Below are 19,867 nucleotides of genomic sequence, written 5' to 3'. Positions count from 1 at the left end.
ATAAATTATAATTAAAGCATTCCAAGCTCTAACTTGGCTTCTTCGCTCATTAACTCTTGAGACCATGGTGGATCGAAAGTAATTTCTACTTCTGCATCTTTAACTTCATTAATAGATTTTACTTTTTCTTCAACTTCCAAAGGTAAAGTTTCTGCAACCGGACAGTTAGGTGTTGTTAAAGTCATTAAGATTTTTACTTCATAATCTTCATTTACAAATACATCATAGATTAATCCTAATTCGTAGATGTCTACAGGTATTTCTGGATCATAGATCGTTTTTATAACGCGTAATATTTTTTCTCCTAATGTATCTGTATTTACGGTTGTATCGCTCATAATTTGCTGTTTAGATGTTAAGATATATGTTCTTTAAAGGCTCTCAGTTTAATGAGATGATAACAAATGTCTTAACTTAATTGTGTTTGGTACGCAATAGCGTACATTTTTAGTTGTTTTATCATGCTTACAAGACCATTAGCTCTTGTTGGAGATAAGTGCTCTTTTAAGCCTATTTTATCAATGAAATCAGTATTTGCATCAAGAATAGCTTTAGGATGCTGATTAGAAAATACTCTGATCAATATGGCAATGATACCCTTTGTAATAATGGCGTCACTGTCTGCGCTAAAGTTTATTTTATCGTCTTCCATATTGGCATGTACCCAAACTCTACTTTGGCAACCTTTAATGATATTATCTTCGGTCTTATATTTTTCTTCTATTAGTGGTAAGTCTTTACCTAAGTCTATCATGTATTGGTAACGTTCCTCCCAATCTTCAAACATAGAAAACTCTTCAATAATTTCGTTTTGTACTTCTTCAATAGTCATAGTCTCATTGTTTATTGCAAAATTACAAAATCGCTATTGCTTTGCTAGTTTTTCTTTTATGGATAACACTTTATTAACTAAATCTTTAATAGCCTGTGGTGGGTTACCTTGGTCAAAAGTAGGTGTCATGTATTCTGTGTCACCAATAATTATAGCTAAAGTTGTATGTGCAGCTCCATCATATTGATGTTTGGTAGATGGCGGTTTTAATTTTGAAATAGTATTTAGATCTATTGCCTCAATTAAAGCATCGATTTCTTTCCAATCGTTACTTTCAGTTTTATTTGTAATTGTATTTTGAAGGCCTTTATCTTTAGAAGTTAAAATTCTAGATTCTGATATGAGAATAAAGTCAAATGAAGTTCTAGAAAAAGTTTTGTAGGTAACTTCAAGTTTAGTTTTGTAATTAACTTGATCATTTTTGTTTGGAACAACTGGTTGCGTAGCCCCTTTAATTAATGTACTTTCATTATCAGATAAAGTAATGGTGTTATCTTTAATTGAATAATGAGTTGTAGTGTTAAGTGCTTTTAGAAAATGATTTTCTATAGTACCGATTTCATTAGGACAGAATTTTTTTGAAGCTGCAATATTGCTAAATTTAATTGTATTATCTTGAATACTATAAGCGCCAAAGAAGCTATTACAGCCAGCAAAACCTGTAACTTTATTGGTTGCCTGATCAAAAGATAATGTTATTTCAGTAGAAATATTATCATTAGAGCCAACTTGAGTTATGTTGTAGGTTTCTGAAAGTATATCTTTTTGCATTTCTAGGTTAGATTCTATCGTTTTTTTGGACGAATCACAAGAACTAAATGTTAGTATAAGAGTAAGGAAACTAAGTAAAAATTTCATCTATTAAGTGTTTAACGGTTTAAGTTACACTTTTAATGCCAAAGTCTAAGAGAGCATCATAATTGCTTTTTTTAGCGCAACAATAAAAGTGTCAATTTCTTCTTTTGTATTATAAAACATAAAAGAAGCTCTGATGGTTCCTGGAATTTTATAGAAATCCATAATAGGTTGTGCGCAATGGTGACCAGTACGTACAGCAATTCCCATTTTATCTAAAATAGTACCAATATCATAAGGGTGAATGGAGCCAACATTAAATGAAATAACAGATGTTTTTTCTTTTGCGGTTCCATAAATTTTTAAAGCTTCAATTTTTAGTAATTGCTCTGTTCCGTATGCTAAAAGTTCGTTTTCGTATTTAGCAATTTGCTCAAAACCAATACGATTCATATAGTCTAAAGCGGCTCCAAAGGCAATACCACCACAGATATTCGGTGTTCCTGCTTCAAATTTATGTGGTAAACCTGCGTAAGTTGTTTTCTCGAAAGTAACTTCAGCAATCATTTCTCCACCTCCTTGATAAGGAGGAAGTTTATTAAGCCATTCTTCTTTTCCATAAAGCATTCCAACTCCTGTTGGTCCGCAAATTTTGTGTGCAGAACAAACATAAAAATCAACATCTAAAGCTTGAACGTCTGGTTTTAAATGTGGACAAGATTGGGCGCCATCAACTAATACAGCAGCACCGACTGAGTGTGCTTTCTCTATAATATATTCAATAGGGTTTATAGTTCCTAAAGCGTTAGAGATATGGTTTACAAAAACTAATTTTGTGTTTTTATTTAAAAGCTCATCGAAATCAGATAGTATTAATTCACCATCCTCATTCATAGGAATAACTTTTAATTCTGCTCCAGTACGTGCACAAAGCATTTGCCAAGGCACAATATTGCTGTGATGTTCTAAAGCCGAGACAATTATTTCATCACCTTTTTGTAATAGGGAAGTAAATCCATTAGCAACTAAGTTAATACTATGAGTTGTACCTGCTGTATAAATAATTTCGTAGGGTTGCTTGGCATTAAAATGTTTTTGAATTTTAATACGTGCTTGCTCATAAGCATCAGTTGCTTCTTGGCTTAGACTATGAACGCCTCTATGAATATTTGCATTGTAGTTGGTGTAATAATCTACAATAACATCTATAACTTGCTGAGGTGTTTGCGATGTTGCAGCGTTGTCAAAATATATTAATGGTTTTCCATTGACCTTACGATTAAGGATAGGGAAGTCTTTTCTTATTTTTTGTACGTCGAACATAGTTTCTTTAAATATAAAACCTGTCGCGTTGTTAGAACAAGACAGGTTTGGAATTCTTTTTACAAATCAAACCCAATATTTACTCCTAATTTATTGGCTATAATCTGAGTAATTCTGTTTTTAATTTCTGGAATTTTTACAGAGTCTAAAACCGTATTACTAAATGCAAACATTAGTAATGCTTTTGCTTCTTTCTCAGGGATACCTCGAGAGCGTAAGTAAAACATTGCACTATCATCTAATTGACCAATAGTACAACCGTGAGAGCATTTTACGTCATCTGCAAAAATTTCAAGTTGAGGTTTGGTATTAATAGTTGCTTTGTCGCTGATTAAAATATTGTTGTTTGCTTGAAAGGCATTTGTTTTTTGTGCTAATTTATCAACCAAAACTTTACCATTAAATACGCCTGTAGAGCTATCATCAAAAATACCTTTGTAATCTTGGTGGCTTTCGCAATTAGGTTCAATATGATGTACTAAGGTGTTGTGATCTACGTGTTGCTTATCTCCAATAATGGTAATACCCTTCATTGTAGAATCAATACGCTCTCCGTTTTGGTAGAATTCAAGATTGTTTCTAACTAATTTACCTCCAAAAGAAAAGGTATGGACTTTTGCTAAACTCTCTTGTTTTTGGTTAATGAAAGTACTATCAATTAATGACGCACTTGGTTTATCATTTTGAATTTTGTAATAATCTACTATAGCACGTTTATTGGCAAATATTTCGGTAACACTATTAGTTAGAACAGGGTTTTCTGTTAAACTTTGGTGACGCTCAATAATTTGAACATGTGCGTTTTCATTCACAACAATTAAGTTACGAGGTTGCAATAGCATTGCCGCTTCGTTTCCTGTTGAAAAATGTATAATTTGAATAGGCTTATCTACAAGTTTGTTTTTAGGGATATTGATGTAAGCACCTTCCATAGAAAAAGCAGTATTCAATGAAGATAAGCTGTCTTTAGTCGCTATTTTATTAAAATAGTTGTCTATAATTACTTTGTATTTAGGCTTAGATAAAGCTGCAGACATCAAACAAACATCTAAACCATCATGTGTGGTTTGAGATAGGTGTGATGAATATTTTCCATCTATGAAAATGATTTTATAAGAATCAATCTCATGGATAAAATATTTTTTAACATCTTTAAATTCAAGAGCATTTTCGCTCTTAGGAAAAACACTATAATCCTGTTTTAAAATAGAATTTAATGATGTGTATTTCCAGTTTTCTTGACGCTTTGAAGGAAATCCTTCAGCTTCAAAAGTTTTTATAGCTTCAGTACGAATGTCATGTATTGACGAGTTCACATCTACTGTGTCCTCAAATGCCATAAATGACGATACTAATTTTTCTTTTAAACTCATGTTTATCAGTTGTTAGTCGTTAGTTGTTAGTCTTTAGGGGCTTTGTGCTCAATATAGACTTATTACTACTTACTAAATTATGCGTTTACTTCTTCTTTAATCCAATCGTAACCTTTAGCCTCTAACTCATGTGCTAATTCTTTACCTCCAGATTTTACAATCTTTCCGTTTAATAAAACGTGAACAAAATCTGGTACGATATAATCTAATAAACGTTGGTAGTGTGTAATTACAATTACAGCGTTGTCTTTAGATTTTAGTTTATTAACACCGTTAGAAACAATACGAAGCGCATCGATATCTAAACCTGAATCTGTTTCATCTAAAATAGCCAACTTTGGCTCTAACATCGCCATTTGAAAGATCTCGTTTCTTTTCTTTTCTCCACCAGAAAAGCCTTCGTTTAAAGAACGCGATAAAAACTTACGGTCAATTTCTAATAATTCAGATTTATCACGAATCATTTTTAACATGTCTTTAGCTGGCATGTCATCTAAGCCTTTAGCTTTACGAGTGGCGTTGATTGCCGTTTTTATAAAATTAGTTACACTAACTCCAGGTATTTCTACAGGATATTGAAATGATAAGAAAACACCTTTGTGTGCACGCTCTTCTGCTGCTAATTCTTCGATGTCTTCATTTTCTAATAAAATAGAACCTTCAGTAACTTCGTATTCTTCTTTACCAGCAATTACGGAAGCTAAAGTACTTTTACCAGAACCGTTTGGTCCCATAATAGCATGAACTTCTCCTGGTTTTACTTCAAGATTTATTCCTTTTAATATGGCCTTATCTCCTATACTTGCGTGTAAATTATTGATCTTTAACATAGTCTTATTTTGCTAATTTTATAACGTCTTTTGATTCTGGATCAGGTGCTTCCACCTTTAAAATTTCTTTTATTTCTACACGATACTTCCAACCTTCTTCGTTAGTGTCTTTTTCAAACTTTCTAACTCTAACGGTTACAGGTATCATATCTGTAGCTTCTTTTTTATAAGCAGTTACTTGCTTATTTAGTTGATGCATATTGTGATCTATTACCACGCCATATATCTCGTTGTTTGTTTGTAAAACGGCTGCATCTCCATAGTATACAAATTCACCTTTTAAAGTTGTAAATCCGTCGTTTTGATCGTAAGATTTTGAACGATTTGCTTCTAAATTTACCTCTTCTTGTTTTGTTTCGTTTTTACAAGCAAATAATGCTAAGGCTAAAACGATGATTAAGTTGATTTTTTTCATATTTAAATTTTTATATCTACAATATTTTTCTGTTCAACTAAGCGTAGCGATCAACTCTAGGTTTGTTATCCAACAGAACCCTCTAAACTAATTTCTAATAATTTACGAGCTTCAACTGCAAATTCCATTGGTAATTTATTCAGTACCTCTTTACTAAACCCGTTAACGATTAACGCAATGGCTTTCTCGGTATCAATACCTCTTTGGTTGCAATAGAAAATTTGGTCTTCACCAATTTTACTTGTTGTTGCTTCGTGCTCTATTTTAGCTGTTTTGTTTTTTGCTTCAATATATGGGAATGTGTGTGCACCACAATCGTTACCCATTAATAAACTATCACATTGCGAAAAATTACGTGCATTATCTGCTCTAGGTCCAATTTGAACCAATCCTCGATAAGAATTTTGTGATTTACCAGCAGAAACACCTTTTGAAATAATAGTTGATTTTGTGTTTTTACCTAAGTGAATCATTTTAGTTCCTGTATCTGCTTGCTGATAGTTATTAGTTACAGCAATAGAATAAAATTCACCAACTGAATTATCACCTTTTAAAATACAACTAGGATATTTCCATGTTACAGCAGAACCCGTTTCAACTTGTGTCCAAGAAATTTTTGCGTTTTTCTCACAAAGCCCTCTTTTTGTTACAAAATTGTAAACACCACCTTTACCTTCAGAGTTTCCTGGGTACCAATTTTGTACTGTTGAATATTTTATTTCAGCATCATCTAAAGCAATAAGCTCTACAACAGCAGCGTGTAACTGATTTTCATCTCTACTTGGTGCTGTACAACCTTCTAGATAAGAAACATAACTTCCTTCGTCTGCAACAAGAAGTGTTCTTTCAAATTGCCCCGTTCCTCCTTGGTTAATTCTGAAGTAAGTAGATAATTCCATTGGGCATTTTACACCTTTTGGAATGTAACAGAATGATCCATCACTAAATACAGCAGAATTTAAAGCAGCATAGAAGTTGTCTTTTATAGGTACAATTGTTCCTATATATTTTTTCACTAATTCTGGATGCTCTTTTATAGCTTCAGAAATAGACATAAAAATAATCCCTTTTTCAGCTAAAGTCTTTTTAAAAGTAGTTGCCACAGAAACAGAATCTACAACAATATCCATTGCAACGTTGTTCATCTTTTTCTGCTCATCTACAGATATACCTAACTTTTTGTACATCGCTAATAAATCAGGATCTACATCGTCTAATGTTTTATTAGGATCTATTGCAACTGGTGCAGAATAATATGCAATAGACTGAAAGTCTGGTTTTTTGTAATGTACATTCGCCCATTCTGGCTCAGTCATTTCTTTCCAAGCCTTAAAAGCTTCTAGTCTCCAATCTGTCATCCATTGAGGCTCATCTTTTTTCTTAGAAATAGCCTTAACAATATCTTCATTTAGACCAATGGGAAAAGTTTCAGATTTTATATCTGTGAAAAAACCATATTCATATTCTTTGGTTTTTAATTCTTCTCTAAGATCGTCTTCTGTATATTTACTCATAATAGTTTTTACGTTTGTTTAAGCTCCCCCCGAATTGGAAGGTTGAGATAGGCTTGGTTTAAAGAGAGAAAGATTCTCCACAACCACAAGTACGGTTTGCATTGGGATTGTTAAATACGAAACCTGACCCATTTAGTCCCCCTGAATATTCTAGGGTAGTACCAATGAGATAAAGGAAGCTTTTTTTGTCTACAATGATTTTAACGTCATTTACTTCAAAGACCTTGTCGTCTTCTAGTTGTGTTTTATCAAACTTTAAATCGTAAGATAAACCAGAACAGCCACCACTTTTAACACCAACTCTTACAAAGTCAGTATTTGGGTCGTAACCATCATCAGTCATAAGTTCTATGACTTTCTTTTTTGCATGCTCAGAGACTTTAATCATATTTCATAGCTAGATTAATTCTAAATAGATTGCAAATATACAATATAGGAAGTGTTATACCATAGGTACTAACATTATATTAGTATATGATTTAATAAGCTTTGACTATGATGCAGAAATGAAGTATAGGCAAAGTAGATTATTATTTATGAGGTTACTTTAGTTTTTGAGCCCCGTTTAGTAAGGCGATAAAGTTCTTGTAAGGTGGTTGTAATTTGGCTGTTGTAAACCGTATGATTTTCAAAATTGCCATGACTATCCGTTAAAACAATTGTTTTACAGTGTGAACAAGTCAACTCTGTGGTGTGATCTGTATTGGTTTTAGATTTTACGTAATTATGGCCAAATATGGCACACGGAAGTGTTTTTGTAGAAGTAGGTTTCATTAGTTAAGGTAGTTTGGGATTAACAATATATAATAAACGAAAATAACATCGGGTTGAAATGCCTATTTTTTCGATGAAATGCATCTTTTTTTAAAGCTTTAGTTCTATTTTAAAAGTAAAATAGACCAATTTAGATTTTTAGATAATGATTAACGTTTGAATATGAGTTTTTTAAGGTTGGTGTTTTGAGCTCACGTTTTAGAGTGTGAAATAAATTGTTATGAAATAGTTTTAGAAATTATCGTATTAATTCAACTTATTAAAAAAAAGCATAATATTTTTGCATTATGATTGAAGATAAAAACCCACAGCGAACTCCTTTGAGTGAATTAGGAGAGTTTAAATTAATTGAACACCTTACAGACCATTTTAAAGTCTCTCAGAAGTCAACGATAAAAAGTATTGGTGATGATGCAGCGGTTCTTAACTTTGGTAAGAAACAAGTGGTTGTTTCTACTGATTTATTAATTGAAGGTGTACACTTTGATTTAAGTTATGCTCCATTAAAGCATTTAGGCTATAAAGCTATTGTTGTTAATCTATCAGATATCTATGCTATGAATGCTACGGCAACTCAAGTTACGGTTTCGATTGCTGTTTCTAATCGTTTTCCGTTAGAGGCGTTAGAAGAATTGTATGCGGGTATTACTGCGGCAGCAGAGACTTATAATGTGGATGTGATTGGTGGTGATACGACTTCTTCAACTTCTGGTTTAATTATTTCTGTAACGGCTATTGGTGAAGTCGAAAAAGGTGATGAGGTATTAAGATCTGGTGCTAAACCGAATGATTTGTTAGTGCTTACAGGTGATATTGGTGGGGCTTTTATGGGGTTGCAAGTTTTAGAGCGCGAAAAAGAAGTCTTTAAAGTGAATCCTCAAAATCAGCCCGATTTATCAATGTATACTTACATCATTGAACGTCAACTAAAACCTGAAGCGCGAAAAGATATAGTTGCTTTGTTGAAAGATTTGGATGTTAAACCAACAAGTATGATTGATGTTAGTGATGGTTTATCTTCTGAGGTAATTCATTTATGTAAGCAAAGTAAAGTTGGTGTTGATGTTTACGAAAATAAGATCCCATTAGATCCTCAGGTTATTTCTACTTGTGAGGAGTTTAATTTAGATAGTACTACAATAGCACTTAGCGGTGGTGAAGATTATGAATTGTTAATGACAATTGCGCAAGAAGATTTTCTTAAAATTAAAGGTAACCCTAATTTAACTGTTATCGGATTTATGACAGATGAAGACAGAGGTATGCACTTAGTAACAAGAGGGGAAGAGAAAATTCCTATAATTGCTAAAGGATGGAATGCGCTTAAAGATCAGTCATAAAAAGTTTTTGACCTTTTTCTAACCGTTTTTTGTGGATGTAACTTAATACCGTATTTATTTCTTTAAATTTTGGTGTTAAAGGGATTAATGCGCCATTACCATTTATGGTCATTTCGGCTTTACAGTTTTTACATTTGTATTCTTTAACGTGATAAGTGATTTTTTTGGACACTTTGTAATGGTGGCCAAACAAGGAACAATAAAGATTTTTCATTAACTAGTTTTCTTAGGAGTTTGCGCACTTTTAAAGGGAAATTGGAATATAAGAAAAATAGCAGAAAAAAAGTTATTAACAATTAGCAAATCGACGAACGGAGTGTTTTTTGCTTTAAACGCGTTAATTTATTGTTGTAAATACGTTCTAAATCAAAGTTTATCTCTTGATGTTTAGGTGTTAATTCTGTTAATTTACCGTTGCTACCAGTAGTTAATTGCTTTTTACAGCATTTGCATGTGTATTCGTTTACATGGTTGGTGACTTTTTTAGTTACTTCGTAGTTGTGCCCAAATAAATCACAGTAAAATTTGGTTGGTGTCATATTAAGCGGTTTACAATTAATTATCTGTTTTATATTGTAAACATAGAAAATATATGAAAACAAAACGCTAAAACGCTTTAATTTTCGATAAAGTGTAATATATTGTAAGATAATTCTTTTTTACTTTCAATATGACTCATGTGCCCACTCCGAAGTTCTATAAAATTAATTGTTGTGCCTTCTATTTTATGTATAATTTGCTCTTTGTTAGTAAGTCCGTCATTTACGCCAATGATAATTAGCTTATTACAATTTAATTGACTTAAAACTTCATAACGATCAGGTCTGAGTTTCATGCCTTCTTGTGCTGCGATGTAACCTTGTACTGGTGTTAATAAAGCGAGCTTAAGTGCGTTATTGTATTCTGCTTCAAATTTCATTTTACTTTTGTCTGTAAATAAATTTGAAAAAGACATTCCTACCAAAGCTTCGTAATTCGTCTGTGCCATTTTGCAGGCTCTAGATCTAATTAGTTTTCGTTTGTCTGTATCTGCTTCAAATGTAGAATTCATTAAGCAGAGTCCGTTAAATAAATTTGGTTGTGTTTCAGCGAGGGCTAAAGCGGCATAAGCTCCCATAGAGTGACCAATAAAGTGAGCTTTTTCAATATTTAAATATTCTAAAACAGCAAAAATAGCTTCTGCCATATTTTCCATGGTGTGCACATAACCCAAGCATCCGGTTTTTCCATGTCCCAAAAGATCAATGCAAATAACTTGATGTGCGTTAGATAATTTTGGAACTAAATTATTCCACATGTTCACGCTTTCTAAAAAACCATGAAGTAAAACAACGGGTTGTCCTTTCCCTTCAATAGTGTAATGTATAGTGCAGTTTTTATAGTCTAAAATCATATTTGCAAAGATATATTTTGAAAACATTATGGACCATTAATCATTGTAACATTTTAGTATCTTTGGTGGCATTCAAAATTAAATTTTCATTTCATGTTTTTAAAACGATTTTTTACTTCGGTTCTATTTGTTTCAGCTTTCTTGTTAAATGCACAAATTAAAGAACAATCCTTAGATAGCTTAATTGAAGCAACATTAGCCACATTTGATGTTCCTGGTATTTCTGTTGGTATATATAAGGATGGAGAAATTGTGTATTCTAAAGGTCATGGTGTGCGTTCATTGACTAATAACAAGGAAATGAATGACGAGACTTTAGTCGGTATTGCTTCAAATAGTAAAGGGTTTACATGTTTTGCTTTGGCAATGATGGTGGATGCGGGTAAGTTGAATTGGGATGATAAAGTCCGTCAGTATATTCCAGAATTCAAACTCCATGATTCTTGGGTAACTGAGCAATTTACGGTTAGAGATTTAGTAACACATCGTAGCGGATTGAGTTTAGGCGCAGGTGATTTGATGTTTTTTCCTGAAGGGGGAGATTTTACAATTGACGATGTTATTGCTAATGTTCAGTATTTAGAGCCTGAAAGTTCATTTAGAAGTGAGTTTAAGTATAATAATAACATGTTTATCATTGCGGGTGAAGTTTTAAAACGTGTAAGTGGTTTGTCTTGGGAAGAATTTATTGAAACTAAAATTTTGCAACCTGTTGGAATGACAAGTAGTAAAGCATCATACAATCGTGTTACCGATAAATCGAATATTATTGATGCGCATACAATGACTGAAGGTGAGGTTATTCAGATTCCGCATGATTGGAGTGCGCTTGCAAACCCAGCTGGTGGAATTGTAAGTAATATTACAGACATGCTAACATGGTCTCAGTTTTTAATGAATAATGCTGTAACTAAAAATGGAGAGCGTCTATTGAGTCAAAAACAATTTAATGAACTTTGGCAGTTGCAAACACCTTTAAAAGTTTATCCAAACGATTCTTATAATTCTAACTTTAAGGGTTATGGTTTAGGTTGGTTTGTATCTGATGTTAAAGGAGGGTATAAACAAGTCTATCATACCGGTGGTTTATTAGGTACCGTAACTCAGTTTACAATGATTCCGGATTTAGACTTAGGAATTGTTGTTTTAACCAATCAAATGAATGGTTCTGCTTTTAGTACAATTACAAATACCATTAAAGATGCTTATTTAGGTTATGATAATAGAAATTGGTTAGAGAATTATGGTTCAGGAAACGTTGATTACATTAAATTTAATGATAGTATAAAAGCTGAGGTGTATGCTAAAGTAAAAAAAGCAAAGAAATTAAAAACGATACCAAAACCGGAACAGATTGTGGGGACTTATACCGATGAATGGTTTGGTGATATTGTTATTTCTCATGAAGCTAAAAAAGGATATACAATAAAGAGTGTGAGATCTTCCCAATTATTTGGTGAGTTATTACCATTTAATGCTACAACTTTTGTGGCGAAGTGGAATAATCGAAGTTTTGATGCTGATGTTTATGTCCAATTTACCTTTAATGAAAAAGGAGAAGCTGTTTCTGCAACAATGAATTACATTGCTCCAATTACCGATTTTAGTTTCGATTTTGGAGATTTAGAACTTAAGAAAAAGGAGTAAGTGAATATTCAACGTAAAGAACTTTTAATAACTAGTTTTGGTCTGTTCTCTTTATTTTTTGGAGCAGGAAATTTATTAATCCCACCATTATTAGGTTATAATGCAGGAGAGAATTGGTTTTTAGTAACCATTGGCTTCATGATTACAGCTGTTGTTATTCCTATTCTCGGGATTCTTGCTCATGCAAGATTACAAGGAACACTATTTGATTTTGGTAAAAAAGTATCTAAAAGTTTTAGTATAATTTATTGTATTTTAATTTATGTCATTGCTGTTGCTATTCCATCACCAAGAACTGCTGTGGCAACACATGAGGTTGCTGTGTTTCCTGCTTTTGGAACAAGTCCGTTGCTAACAAGTTCAATTTATTTCTCTTTAGTTTTAATTTTTGTGCTTAATCGAACTAGAATCCTCAATGTAATCGGAAAGTTTTTAACTCCTTTTATCGTATTGCTTTTATTAGCTGTTATTGGTATTGCTTTGGTTTCTTCAGAATTTAATACGGGAGTTTCACAATCTAAAACACCAATTATTACAGGTTTTTTAGAAGGCTATCAAACCTTTGATGCTATTGCTTCTGTTGTTGTAGGTGCTGTGATTATTGTGTCTTTAAATTTTAAAAACATGTCGGTTGAAGCCTATGGTTCTAAACGGACATTAATTAGAAAGTCGGGCTTTATAGCCGGTTTAGGGCTTTTTGTTATTTATGCAGGTTTAATTGCAGTTGGTGCTTATTATAGTTCAGATATTTCTATAGATTCAGGCTTGAGTAATGACATGCAGCGTGCTAATTTGTTACGTGGTATTAGTATTGCTTCTTTAGGTGAATTTGGAAACACTATTCTTAGCATTTTAATTTCATTGGCGTGTTTAACTACTGCTATTGGCATTGTGGCTGGTACTGCAGATTATTTTAAAGGTTTACTTAACAATTCTAAAACGGTTTATATTATTTCGGCAGTTTTAGCTTGCGTTTTCGGTGTTGTAGTTGGTCAATTAGATTTTAATTCTATCATTCTAGTGGGGGTTCCGGTGTTATTATTTATTTACCCAATTACTATTATTCTTATTTTATTGAATGTATTGCCCGAAAAAATAGCAACGTCTTTAGTTTTTAGAACGGTTGTTGTGATTACAATTTTATTTAGTATTCCAGATGTTATAGGTTTTTTAAGTCCTTCTGAGGGATTAAAACTTTTAACGAAGTATATTCCTATGGCTAATTATAGTTTAGGTTGGGTTTTGCCTGCTTTTATTACTTTTTTAAGTGTTATTATTTTTCAACGAAAAAAAGTATAGTCTTATGAAGTACATGGGCAGTAAAGCGCGTTTTTCAAAATATTTATTACCTATTATTCTAAAAGATAGGTTAGAAAATCAAGTTTATATAGAGCCATTTGCGGGAGGTATGAACATGATTGATAAAGTTGATGGTGTTAGAATGGCTAATGATCAGCACGAAGAATTGATGGCTATGTGGCATGCCTTAATTTATGATCATTGGGACCCTCCACAATTGCTAACAGAAGCGGAATACCAAAATATAAGAACAAATCAGCAAGATTACCCAAAGCATCTTGTAGGTTATGTTGGTTTTAATTCTTTTGGCGGGAAATGGTTTTCCGGATATCGACGTGATAAAGAAGGCAAGCGTGATTATTGGGGAGAACATTATCGTAATATCACAAAACAATTGCCAAACCTTGACGGTGTTATTTTGTCCTGTAAATCTTATTTGGATTTAAAATTTAAGAAAAATAGTATTATTTATTGCGATCCACCATATGCTTCTACAACAAAGTATAGAGACGATTTTGATCATAAAGTATTTTGGAATTGGTGCCGTAAGCAAAGTAAATTGGGGCACAAAGTATTTATAAGTGAGTATAATGCACCTGAAGATTTTGAGTGTATTTGGGAAATGCCTTCTAAGACGACTTTTTCTTGGCATGCTGAGAATTTGTCTACGAAAGAAAATATAGAACGTTTATTTATTCTAAATACTTAACAACTTTCATTTGTTATATAATTAACAAAATGTGTAAAAAATAACTATTTTTTCAATTTTTATGTTTATTACAAAGGTCACCTCTACATTTGTACCATAAAATTAAAAGTTATGTTAGTATATAAATTTGGAGGTACGTCAGTAGGTTCTGTAGTTAACATGAACCACGTCAAGGAAATTATAAACACCAAGGGAAAAAAAATTGTTGTTTTGTCTGCCATGTCTGGTACAACAAATGCTTTGGTTGAAATTTCTGATTTAATTAAGGGAAATGAAACTAATGACGCTGAGGTAAAAATTAAACTACTAGAAGCGACTTATAGAAAAACAGTTCAAGATTTAATTCAGAATAAAACCTTACAAGAAGAGGTAATTCAGTACGTAAATTCAATTTTTTCATCCCTAATAGAATCTGTAAATCAGCCACATTCAGTGTTGCTTCATAATACCATTTTGGCGAATGGGGAGTTGCTTTCTACTTATATGTTTAGTCAATTACTACAACAAGAGGGCTTAAAAGTCGCTCTATTGCCAGCTTTAGAGTTTATGAGAATCGATAGAGCTAATGAGCCAGATAATTTTTATGTTAAACAGAATTTAGAACGTTTAATGGAGCCTGTAAACCAAGCAGATATTTATATAACGCAAGGTTTTATTTGCTTAGATGCAGATGGTGTAATTACAAATTTACAAAGAGGTGGTAGTGATTATACAGCAACAATTATTGGTGCTGCTATTGAGGCAGAAGAAGTTCAAATTTGGACAGATATTGATGGTTTTCATAATAATGATCCTCGTTATGTAGATAATACTAAGGCTCTATCGCATTTATCTTATGATGAGGCAGCAGAATTGGCTTATTTTGGGGCTAAGATTTTACATCCACAAACGGTAATGCCAGTTAGAACTTTAGATATTCCATTACGATTAAAGAACACAATGGATCCAGGTGCGCATGGAACTTTAATAACCAATCAGATTCATGGAGAAGGCATAAAAGCCATAGCAGCAAAAGATAATATTACAGCGATTAAAATTAAGTCTGTTCGTATGTTGTTAGCGCACGGGTTTTTGAAGAAAGTATTTGAAATTTTTGAGAAATACGAAACTTCTATAGATATGATCACAACTTCAGAAATTGCAGTGTCCTTAACGATAGATAATACCACGCATTTAGATGCTATTAAAGGAGAATTAGAAAAGTTTGCAAAAGTAGGAATCGACGATTATATGAGCATTGTTTGTTTGGTGGGAAACCACATTATTTATCATCCAGATACACCGGAATTATTTCAGGTTTTACAAGATGTTAATGTCCGAATGATTGCCTACGGAGGAAGTAATAATAACATATCATTGCTTGTAAATACAAGTGATAAATTAGAAACTTTAAAGAAATTGCAACGTTATGTTTTTGAAGAAAGTTCTGTTTCTATTTAAAATATCTTTTATATTAAAAAAACCAAAACATTATATGTTTTGGTTTTTTTTTATCTAAGGTGTAAATTGAATCTTAATTCATAAGATCTTCAATTTCATCTGCTTCAATAGGGATGTTGCGCATTAAGTTAAATGGTTCTCCAGTTTCTTGAATAACAACATCATCCTCTAATCGAATTCCAAAACCTTCCTCTGGGATGTATAATCCAGGTTCTACAGTAAACACCATATTCTTTTTCATTGGTTCGTGTAAAATACCATAATCATGTGTGTCTAAGCCCATGTGGTGAGACGTTCCATGCATAAAATATTTTTTGTAAGCAGGCCAATCTTTGTTTTCGTTCTGTACATCTGCTTTGTCTAATAAGCCTAGACCTATTAATTCTGAAGTCATTATTTTACCGACTTCAATATGGTAATCTGCCCAAATAGTTCCAGGAACTAACATTTTGGTAGCTTGATTTTTAACACTATTTATGGCGTTATAAACTTCTTTCTGACGTTTGGTAAATTTACCAGAAACAGGTATCGTTCTACTCATGTCACTTGCGTAGTTGGCATATTCTGCTCCAACATCTAAAAGAATTAAATCACCAGCTTTACATTGTTTATTGTTTTCTATATAATGCAATACATTAGCATTGTTACCTGAAGCTACAATTGGTGTGTAAGCAAATCCTTTAGATCGGTTATTTAAAAACTCGTGCATAAATTCAGCCTCAATATTGTATTCCCAAACATCTGGCTCTACAAAATTTAAAATTCTTCTAAATCCTTTTTCAGTAATGTTACAGGCTTCTTGAATAATATCTAATTCCAAAGGGTGTTTTACGGAACGTAAACGCTGAAGAATTGGATTGCTTTTCTCTACTTTGTGTGCAGGAAATTGTTCTCTAACAGCTTTATTAAAACGATCTTCACGAGTTTCAGTGGCTGTACTTGCTCTGTAATGCTCATTAGTATTAATGTAGATTGTGTCTGCTTGAGACATAATCTCTTTCATCACACGGTCAAAGTCTTGAAGCCAATAAACGGTACTCACACCAGAGGTTTCAAATGCTTTTTCTTTAGTTAGTTTTTCACCTTCCCAAACAGCAATATGATCATTTGTTTCTGTTAAGAATAAAATTTCTCGGTGTTTAGGATTAGGGCAATCAGGGTAAAGTATTAAAACACTTTCTTCTTGGTCTACACCACTTAAGTAAAATATATTTCTATCTTGTTCAAAAGGTATGGTACTATCAGCTCCAATTGGGTAAACATCATTAGAATTAAAAACAGCTAAACTGTTGTTAACCATTTTAGCTTTGAAGTTTTTTCTGTTAGTTATGAAGAGGTCAGAATTAATTAGATTGTATTTCATAATTATTGAATTTAATTTTGAGTCACAAAGCTAAGGTTTTATTTAGCCAATATTTAAAAATTGGGAGTCTGAATCTATGCTTTTTAACATTTAAACATTGTAATTTTACATGCTGTTATCTCTTGTGTTTATTTAAGTTTTTAAATTAATATAAAAAAATACTACAACGTATTCGCTCAGTGTTTGTAGGTGTTTTTCAAATGATTTACGTTGAGTTGTTGCATTTATAAACTTATAAGGTGATAATAATCATATAATGAAATTAGTGAACATTATACTTTTGTTCGATTAAATAGAATTTTAATAAAATAGTTATTGTTTATGGAACTTATTTCAGAATTACTCACTAAAGACTACTTCGTATTATTTCTAGTTATTGGTTTTGGAATTGCACTTGGTAATGTGAGAGTAAAAGGCATTAGCTTTGATACTTCTGCTGTTATTTTTGTTGCTATTTTCTTTGGGTATTTGTACGATTTGTATGATGTAACATTTAACATTCCTCCAATAATACAAAGTGTTGGATTGGTGCTGTTTATTTATACGATAGGTATGCAAGCAGGTCCGTCGTTTTTTAGTTCGTTTAAAGAGCAAGGTGCAAAACTTATTTTACTTGCAGGAATTAGTGTTGTAGCCGGTGGACTTACAGCCATATCTATTTCTTATATTTATGATGTAGATATGAATATGATGAGTGGTTTACTTACAGGTGCACTAACTTCTACACCTGGTTTGGCTGCATCCATAGAAGCTTCGGGATCACCATTGGCATCCATTGGTTATGGTATTGCTTATCCTTTTGGAGTGTTAGGAGTTATTTTGTTTGTGAAATTAGGGCCCTCATTATTTAAAGTGAATATTAAAAAAGAAGAACAGAATTTTGAAGAGGTATCGAAATCAAATACACCACCAGTTATTAACAAGAATTTGATTATTTCTAATGAAAACGTCAATGGAAAAACTATTAAAGAATTGAGAATACGTTTTATGACGAAGGCTAACATCTCTCGAATTATGAAACCTAATCAACTTCCAATCTCTCCAACAAGCGATACTATTTTAGAAACAGGAGATATTATAAAAGCAGTAGGAACGGTAAATGCTTTAGATCGTATAGAGTTATTGCTAGGTAAAGTTACAGATGTAGAAATTCCTCGTAGTGGTAAATACGACATTAAATGGTATGTTGTTAGTAATGATGCTGTGGTTAATAAAACAATACAAGAACTTAATCTTTTAGAAAATTATTCTGCAACTATAACCCGCATAAGACGTGCAAGTATTGATTTGGCTCCTCACCCCACCACTAGGGTTAAATACGGTGATAAAATTTTAGTGTCTTCATCAAAAGGAAATGTGCCTGCGGTAACACAGCTTTTTGGGGATAGTTTAAAAAGAATAGGAGAGACAAGTTTTTTACCTGTTGCTTTTGGTATCGCTATCGGTGTAATATTTGGTTTTATTGCAATTCCATTAGGAAGTATACATCTTAAACTAGGTTTAACAGGTGGTGTACTTTTAGCATCAATATTTCTAAGTTGGAAAGGGAAATTTGCAGGTGTAATTTGGAATTTACCTGGGCCTGCAAATCAAATATTACGTCAATTTGGGCTTTTGCTATTCTTAACGCCTGTCGGTTTAAGTGCTGGTCAAAGTTTAGTTTCTGCCATTCAGGAACATGGGTTTGTATTGTTTTTATATGGGGCACTTATTACATTGGTGCCAATGATTATTACCGTTATTGTTGGTCGCTTTTTTATGAAGATTAATTTTTTATCAATTTTAGGAGCTTTGACAGGTGGAATGACATCTACGCCAGGTTTAAGTGCTGCAGATTCTATGACGGAATCTGAGGCCCCTCAAATTGCATACGCTGCTGTTTATCCCTTTTCTCTGGTTTTAATAATTGTTGTTGCTGAAATTATGGCAATGCTTTAAAGAATTTAACGATTTTAAATTGATTAATAAATGAGCTATATTTAATAGTATAATATTAAGTTTTACAGGGTTAATATCTCGTAGATCATTTCTAGATTTTATCCTAATTAAATTCATTCTAAATAAATTAATAATGATACGTTGCTGTTGTCTAAAACCCATTAGCAATGTATATTTGTTCAACTAAAATAAATTAGAACTACAATGAGCGGAATTCTAAATTCGTCGATCGGAAGAAAGTTTGCCATGGCACTTTCGGCACTCTTCCTAATGATTTTTATCCTACAACATTTTGTAATTAACATGCTTTCAGTATTGAGTCCAGATACTTTCAATGAAGTATCACACTTTATGGGAACATTTTGGGTTATTCAATATTTAATGCAGCCTGTATTAATTTTTGGTGTTATTTTTCACTTTGTAATGGGTTTTGTATTAGAAATCAAAAACAAAAAAGCAAACGGTGTTAAATACGTTAAAAATAATGGTGCTGCCAATTCTACTTGGATGAGTAGAAATATGATATGGAGTGGAGGATTTATTCTTGTATTCTTAGTTATTCATTTTATTGATTTTTGGATTCCAGAAATAAACACTAAATACATTGTTGGTGATATGTCTGGTATGCACGATGGTGAATTCAGATATTTCCATGAGTTACAAGAGAAATTTGTACCAATCTGGAGAGTTGCATTATACTGTGTAGGTTTTGTGTTTTTAGCACTTCATTTATTACATGGTTTTGGTTCTGCATTTCAATCTACAGGTGTAAACAACAAATACACAAAAGGATTACAAGGATTCGGAAAAGCTTACGCTATTTTAATTCCATTAGGATTTATTTTCATCGCGTTATTCCATCACTTTACACACTAAAAAATA

General features: G+C 32.4%; 21 protein-coding genes. 7 read left to right on the top strand and 14 right to left on the bottom strand.

Annotated features, from left to right (window positions below):
• Positions 1 to 11: 11 nt before the first annotated feature.
• From HM985_RS06020 to HM985_RS05975, 10 genes are all read right to left on the bottom strand, one after another.
• Positions 12 to 338 (bottom strand): DUF59 domain-containing protein, encoded by a 327-nt coding sequence (locus HM985_RS06020; protein WP_179375379.1) that lies wholly within the window; start codon positions 336 to 338, stop codon positions 12 to 14.
• A gap of 71 nt (positions 339 to 409) precedes the next feature.
• Positions 410 to 832, bottom strand: a complete 423-nt coding sequence (locus HM985_RS06015; RefSeq protein ID WP_179375378.1) for a SufE family protein — start codon at positions 830 to 832, stop codon at positions 410 to 412.
• Positions 833 to 865: 33 nt separating this feature from the next.
• Positions 866 to 1,690 carry an META domain-containing protein gene (locus HM985_RS06010; RefSeq protein ID WP_179375377.1) on the bottom strand — a complete coding sequence of 275 codons (825 nt, stop codon included), beginning with the start codon at positions 1,688 to 1,690 and terminating at the stop codon, positions 866 to 868.
• A gap of 45 nt (positions 1,691 to 1,735) precedes the next feature.
• Complete coding sequence (locus tag HM985_RS06005; protein WP_179375376.1) at positions 1,736 to 2,950, bottom strand: aminotransferase class V-fold PLP-dependent enzyme; 1,215 nt, start codon at positions 2,948 to 2,950, stop codon at positions 1,736 to 1,738.
• 59 nt (positions 2,951 to 3,009) lie between these two features.
• A complete protein-coding gene (gene sufD / locus HM985_RS06000; RefSeq protein ID WP_179375375.1) occupies positions 3,010 to 4,323 on the bottom strand; it encodes a Fe-S cluster assembly protein SufD in 1,314 nt (437 codons plus the stop codon).
• A 77-nt stretch (positions 4,324 to 4,400) separates the two neighbouring features.
• Positions 4,401 to 5,153, bottom strand: a complete 753-nt coding sequence (gene sufC, locus HM985_RS05995) for a Fe-S cluster assembly ATPase SufC (RefSeq protein ID WP_179375374.1) — start codon at positions 5,151 to 5,153, stop codon at positions 4,401 to 4,403.
• A gap of 4 nt (positions 5,154 to 5,157) precedes the next feature.
• Positions 5,158 to 5,568 carry a hypothetical protein gene (locus HM985_RS05990; protein WP_179375373.1) on the bottom strand — a complete coding sequence of 137 codons (411 nt, stop codon included), beginning with the start codon at positions 5,566 to 5,568 and terminating at the stop codon, positions 5,158 to 5,160.
• 65 nt (positions 5,569 to 5,633) lie between these two features.
• Entirely contained in the window at positions 5,634 to 7,082 is a 1,449-nt protein-coding gene (gene sufB, locus HM985_RS05985) for a Fe-S cluster assembly protein SufB (protein ID WP_179375372.1), read from the bottom strand.
• Between the two features lie 58 nt (positions 7,083 to 7,140).
• Positions 7,141 to 7,470 carry a HesB/IscA family protein gene (locus HM985_RS05980; protein WP_179375371.1) on the bottom strand — a complete coding sequence of 110 codons (330 nt, stop codon included), beginning with the start codon at positions 7,468 to 7,470 and terminating at the stop codon, positions 7,141 to 7,143.
• Positions 7,471 to 7,616: 146 nt separating this feature from the next.
• The gene (locus tag HM985_RS05975) at positions 7,617 to 7,856 is read right to left on the bottom strand and encodes a hypothetical protein (RefSeq protein ID WP_179375370.1); all 240 of its coding nucleotides are present in this window, start codon (positions 7,854 to 7,856) and stop codon (positions 7,617 to 7,619) included.
• A gap of 287 nt (positions 7,857 to 8,143) precedes the next feature.
• Here HM985_RS05975 and thiL point away from each other — a divergent pair, with 287 nt between their 5' ends.
• Positions 8,144 to 9,196 carry a thiamine-phosphate kinase gene (thiL, locus tag HM985_RS05970; protein ID WP_179375369.1) on the top strand — a complete coding sequence of 351 codons (1,053 nt, stop codon included), beginning with the start codon at positions 8,144 to 8,146 and terminating at the stop codon, positions 9,194 to 9,196.
• Here the strand turns inward: thiL and HM985_RS05965 are convergent.
• The 3 genes from HM985_RS05965 to HM985_RS05955 all read right to left on the bottom strand — a co-directional run bounded on the left by HM985_RS05965 (position 9,180) and on the right by HM985_RS05955 (position 10,589).
• Positions 9,180 to 9,410 carry a hypothetical protein gene (locus HM985_RS05965; RefSeq protein WP_179375368.1) on the bottom strand — a complete coding sequence of 77 codons (231 nt, stop codon included), beginning with the start codon at positions 9,408 to 9,410 and terminating at the stop codon, positions 9,180 to 9,182. The genes thiL and HM985_RS05965 overlap by 17 nt on opposite strands.
• Before the next feature lie 82 nt (positions 9,411 to 9,492).
• Positions 9,493 to 9,735, bottom strand: coding sequence for a hypothetical protein (locus HM985_RS05960; protein WP_179375367.1), 243 nt, complete (start codon positions 9,733 to 9,735; stop codon positions 9,493 to 9,495).
• A 77-nt stretch (positions 9,736 to 9,812) separates the two neighbouring features.
• Positions 9,813 to 10,589, bottom strand: a complete 777-nt coding sequence (locus HM985_RS05955) for an alpha/beta fold hydrolase (protein ID WP_179375366.1) — start codon at positions 10,587 to 10,589, stop codon at positions 9,813 to 9,815.
• Between the two features lie 93 nt (positions 10,590 to 10,682).
• Here HM985_RS05955 and HM985_RS05950 point away from each other — a divergent pair, with 93 nt between their 5' ends.
• From HM985_RS05950 to HM985_RS05935, 4 genes are all read left to right on the top strand, one after another.
• Complete coding sequence (locus tag HM985_RS05950) at positions 10,683 to 12,236, top strand: serine hydrolase (RefSeq protein WP_179375365.1); 1,554 nt, start codon at positions 10,683 to 10,685, stop codon at positions 12,234 to 12,236.
• Entirely contained in the window at positions 12,237 to 13,535 is a 1,299-nt protein-coding gene (locus HM985_RS05945) for a branched-chain amino acid transport system II carrier protein (RefSeq protein WP_179375364.1), read from the top strand.
• Positions 13,536 to 13,539: 4 nt separating this feature from the next.
• A complete protein-coding gene (locus HM985_RS05940) occupies positions 13,540 to 14,244 on the top strand; it encodes a DNA adenine methylase (protein WP_179375363.1) in 705 nt (234 codons plus the stop codon).
• 111 nt (positions 14,245 to 14,355) lie between these two features.
• Positions 14,356 to 15,684 (top strand): aspartate kinase, encoded by a 1,329-nt coding sequence (locus HM985_RS05935; RefSeq protein WP_179375362.1) that lies wholly within the window; start codon positions 14,356 to 14,358, stop codon positions 15,682 to 15,684.
• Positions 15,685 to 15,757: 73 nt separating this feature from the next.
• Here the strand turns inward: HM985_RS05935 and HM985_RS05930 are convergent, their stop codons facing one another.
• Positions 15,758 to 17,047 (bottom strand): aminopeptidase P family protein, encoded by a 1,290-nt coding sequence (locus HM985_RS05930; protein ID WP_179375361.1) that lies wholly within the window; start codon positions 17,045 to 17,047, stop codon positions 15,758 to 15,760.
• Positions 17,048 to 17,368: 321 nt separating this feature from the next.
• Here HM985_RS05930 and HM985_RS05925 point away from each other — a divergent pair, with 321 nt between their 5' ends.
• Together HM985_RS05925 and HM985_RS05920 are read left to right on the top strand one after the other, a co-directional pair.
• Entirely contained in the window at positions 17,369 to 18,985 is a 1,617-nt protein-coding gene (locus HM985_RS05925) for an aspartate:alanine exchanger family transporter (RefSeq protein ID WP_179375360.1), read from the top strand.
• 204 nt (positions 18,986 to 19,189) lie between these two features.
• On the top strand, positions 19,190 to 19,861 hold the full coding sequence (locus HM985_RS05920; protein WP_179375359.1) for a succinate dehydrogenase cytochrome b subunit: 672 nt from the start codon (positions 19,190 to 19,192) through the stop codon (positions 19,859 to 19,861).
• The last annotated feature ends 6 nt before the right edge of the window (positions 19,862 to 19,867 follow it).

This window comes from Winogradskyella wichelsiae (assembly GCF_013403925.1).
Lineage (GTDB): Bacteria > Bacteroidota > Bacteroidia > Flavobacteriales > Flavobacteriaceae > Winogradskyella > Winogradskyella wichelsiae.
Note: the sequence above shows the minus strand (reverse complement) of the source record. Positions and strands in the feature narration are given on the sequence as shown.

Bases quoted from the DNA above. Each gene is read 5' to 3' on its own strand.
- HM985_RS06020 (WP_179375379.1), bottom strand. From the start codon at position 338: ATGAGCGATACAACCGTAAATACAGATACATTAGGAGAAAAAATATTA.
- HM985_RS06015 (WP_179375378.1), bottom strand. From the start codon at position 832: ATGACTATTGAAGAAGTACAAAACGAAATTATTGAAGAGTTTTCTATG.
- HM985_RS06010 (WP_179375377.1), bottom strand. From the start codon at position 1,690: ATGAAATTTTTACTTAGTTTCCTTACTCTTATACTAACATTTAGTTCT.
- HM985_RS06005 (WP_179375376.1), bottom strand. From the start codon at position 2,950: ATGTTCGACGTACAAAAAATAAGAAAAGACTTCCCTATCCTTAATCGT.
- sufD (WP_179375375.1), bottom strand. From the start codon at position 4,323: ATGAGTTTAAAAGAAAAATTAGTATCGTCATTTATGGCATTTGAGGAC.
- sufC (WP_179375374.1), bottom strand. From the start codon at position 5,153: ATGTTAAAGATCAATAATTTACACGCAAGTATAGGAGATAAGGCCATA.
- HM985_RS05990 (WP_179375373.1), bottom strand. From the start codon at position 5,568: ATGAAAAAAATCAACTTAATCATCGTTTTAGCCTTAGCATTATTTGCT.
- sufB (WP_179375372.1), bottom strand. From the start codon at position 7,082: ATGAGTAAATATACAGAAGACGATCTTAGAGAAGAATTAAAAACCAAA.
- HM985_RS05980 (WP_179375371.1), bottom strand. From the start codon at position 7,470: ATGATTAAAGTCTCTGAGCATGCAAAAAAGAAAGTCATAGAACTTATG.
- HM985_RS05975 (WP_179375370.1), bottom strand. From the start codon at position 7,856: ATGAAACCTACTTCTACAAAAACACTTCCGTGTGCCATATTTGGCCAT.
- thiL (WP_179375369.1), top strand. From the start codon at position 8,144: ATGATTGAAGATAAAAACCCACAGCGAACTCCTTTGAGTGAATTAGGA.
- HM985_RS05965 (WP_179375368.1), bottom strand. From the start codon at position 9,410: ATGAAAAATCTTTATTGTTCCTTGTTTGGCCACCATTACAAAGTGTCC.
- HM985_RS05960 (WP_179375367.1), bottom strand. From the start codon at position 9,735: ATGACACCAACCAAATTTTACTGTGATTTATTTGGGCACAACTACGAA.
- HM985_RS05955 (WP_179375366.1), bottom strand. From the start codon at position 10,589: ATGATTTTAGACTATAAAAACTGCACTATACATTACACTATTGAAGGG.
- HM985_RS05950 (WP_179375365.1), top strand. From the start codon at position 10,683: ATGTTTTTAAAACGATTTTTTACTTCGGTTCTATTTGTTTCAGCTTTC.
- HM985_RS05940 (WP_179375363.1), top strand. From the start codon at position 13,540: ATGAAGTACATGGGCAGTAAAGCGCGTTTTTCAAAATATTTATTACCT.
- HM985_RS05935 (WP_179375362.1), top strand. From the start codon at position 14,356: ATGTTAGTATATAAATTTGGAGGTACGTCAGTAGGTTCTGTAGTTAAC.
- HM985_RS05930 (WP_179375361.1), bottom strand. From the start codon at position 17,047: ATGAAATACAATCTAATTAATTCTGACCTCTTCATAACTAACAGAAAA.
- HM985_RS05925 (WP_179375360.1), top strand. From the start codon at position 17,369: ATGGAACTTATTTCAGAATTACTCACTAAAGACTACTTCGTATTATTT.
- HM985_RS05920 (WP_179375359.1), top strand. From the start codon at position 19,190: ATGAGCGGAATTCTAAATTCGTCGATCGGAAGAAAGTTTGCCATGGCA.